At 72.3% G+C, this 2,297-nt stretch carries 2 protein-coding genes; both read right to left on the minus strand.

The annotated features are described in order from the left end of the window. Nucleotides 1-75: 75 nt before the first annotated feature. Nucleotides 76-891 (minus strand): TrmH family RNA methyltransferase, encoded by an 816-nt coding sequence (locus G6045_RS40335; protein ID WP_165337218.1) that lies wholly within the window; start codon nucleotides 889-891, stop codon nucleotides 76-78. 54 nt (nucleotides 892-945) lie between these two features. Next, nucleotides 946-2,172: a uroporphyrinogen-III C-methyltransferase gene (cobA, locus tag G6045_RS40340; protein WP_165337219.1), complete on the minus strand. Its 1,227-nt coding sequence runs from the start codon at nucleotides 2,170-2,172 to the stop codon at nucleotides 946-948. Nucleotides 2,173-2,297: the final 125 nt, after the last annotated feature.

Consider the following 2,297-nt stretch of genomic DNA (forward strand, 5'->3'; position numbering starts at 1 on the left):
GTTCGGGTTCGGGTGGGCTGAGCGGCTAGAGGTTGCGGTGGGGGCGCGTGCGGCGGGGCTGAGATGCCGGACGGGCTAATGCGGCCGTCCCGCCGTCACCGCGTAGAACGCCACCGCCGCTGCCGCGCCCACGTTGAGGGAGTCGACGCCGTGGGCCATCGGGATGCGGACCCATTCGTCGGCCGCCACGAGGGCCTGGGTGGAGAGGCCGTCGCCTTCCGCGCCCAGCATCAGTGCGACGCGGTCCATACGGTGCGGGGCCATGTCGTCGAGCGTGGCGGCCTTCTCGTCCGGGGTGAGGGCGAGGAGGTTGAAGCCCGCTTCCCGTACGGTCTCCAGGGACTTCGGCCAGGACTCGAGGCGTGCGTACGGGACGGAGAAGACCGCGCCCATCGACACCTTCACCGAGCGGCGGTAGAGCGGGTCCGCGCAGTCCGGTGAGAGCAGGACCGCGTCCATGCCGAGGGCGGCGGCGGAACGGAAGATGGCGCCGATGTTGGTGTGGTCGTTGACCGCTTCCATCACGGCCACGCGGCGGGCCGTCGTGAGGAGTTCCTCGGGAGTCGGCAGCGGTTTGCGCTGCATCGAGGCGAGGGCGCCGCGGTGCACGTGGTAGCCGGTGACCCGTTCGGCCAGCTCGGGGCTGACCGCGTAGACGGGCGCCGGGAGTTCGTCGATGACGTCGCGCATGACGTCGACCCACTTGGCGGACAGGAGCATCGAGCGCATCTCGTATCCGGCGTCCTTGGCGCGCCGGATCACCTTCTCGCCCTCGGCGATGAAGAGCCCTTCGGCTGGTTCGCGCTTGCGCCGCAGCTCTACGTCCGTGAGTCCGGTGTAGTCGCGCAGGCGCGGGTCGTCGGGGTCCTCGACATGGATGAGATCGGCCACAGGGTGATACTGCCTTGTCCTCGGTGCGGTGCCAACGGGGCGGCACCACTTCTGTTACCGCTGGTTACCTGGGCCGACGGTCACGACGTCGCCGATGACGATCACCGCAGGCGGCCGGACCTCCTCCGCCGTCACGATCTCCGCGACGGTCGCCAGGGTGGCGTCCACGCGGCGCTGGGTGGCGGTCGTGCCCTCCTGGACGAGGGCCACGGGGGTCCCGGGGGCCCGGCCGCCCGCGATCAAGGTCTCGGCGATCTTGCCGATCTTGTCGACGCCCATGAGGACGACGAGGGTGCCGCGGGCCTTGGCGAGCGCCGTCCAGTCGACCAGGGAGCGCTCGTCGTCGGGGGCGACATGGCCGCTGACGACCGTGAACTCATGGGCCACGCCCCGGTGCGTGACCGGGATGCCCGCCGCTCCGGGCACGGAGATCGAGCTGGAGATGCCGGGCACGACCGTGCACGGGATGCCGGCCTCGGCGAGCGCCTGGGCCTCCTCCATGCCGCGGCCGAAGACGAAGGGGTCGCCGCCTTTGAGTCGTACGACGGACTTGCCGGCCTTGGCGTGCTCGATCAGCGCGTTGTTGATGGCCTCCTGGGCCATGAAGCGGCCGTACGGGATCTTCGCGGCGTCGATCACCTCGACGTGGGGCGGGAGTTCGGCGAGGAGGTCGCGCGGGCCGAGGCGGTCCGCGATCACGACGTCCGCCTCGGCCAGGAGCCGGCGGCCGCGGACCGTGATCAGGTCGGGGTCGCCGGGGCCGCCGCCGACCAGGGCGACGCCCGGGGTCTTCTGGCGCTGGTGCGGGGCGACGAGAGTGCCGTCACGCAGGCCCTCCACCACCGCGTCGCGGATGGCGGCGGTGCGGCGGGGGTCGGGGCGGTCGGTGGTGAGGATCGCGACGGTGACGCCCTCGCTGCGGCCGGTCGCCGGGGTCCAGGCGGTGGCGGCGGTGGCGTCGTCGGAGCGTACGCACCAGACGCGGCGGGTCTCGGCTTCGGCGCTGGCCGCTTCGTTGGCGGCCGTGTCGCTGGTGGCGATCAAGGCGTACCAGGCGTCGGCGAGGTCGCCGTGCTCGTACTTCCTGCGCTCCCAGTGGAGTTCGCCGGCATCCGCCATGGCCTCCACGGAGGGGGTCGCCTCCGGCGAGATGAGCAGGATGTCCGCGCCGGCCGCGATGAGGGCCGGGAGGCGGCGCTGGGCGACCTGGCCGGCGCCGAGGACGATGACTCGGCGGCCTGTCAGGCGGAGGCCTACGGGGTACGCGGGGTGTTCGGCCATGGCTGTGCGGCTCCTCGTGCGGGCTGGCGTGCGCCGCTTCGGCGCTGGAGCGGCAGTGTGACGTGGGGCTTTGCGGTGCGGGTTCAGGGTACGGCGCGGGGTGGGTGGGTTTCTTTCCCCCACCC

Origin of the sequence: Streptomyces mesophilus (genome assembly GCF_011044995.1) — a bacterium.
GTDB classification, from domain to species: domain Bacteria; phylum Actinomycetota; class Actinomycetes; order Streptomycetales; family Streptomycetaceae; genus Streptomyces; species Streptomyces mesophilus.

Excerpts from the sequence above, each read along its gene's own strand:
- cobA (WP_165337219.1), bottom strand. The coding sequence starts at position 2,172 with ATGGCCGAACACCCCGCGTACCCCGTAGGCCTCCGCCTGACAGGCCGC.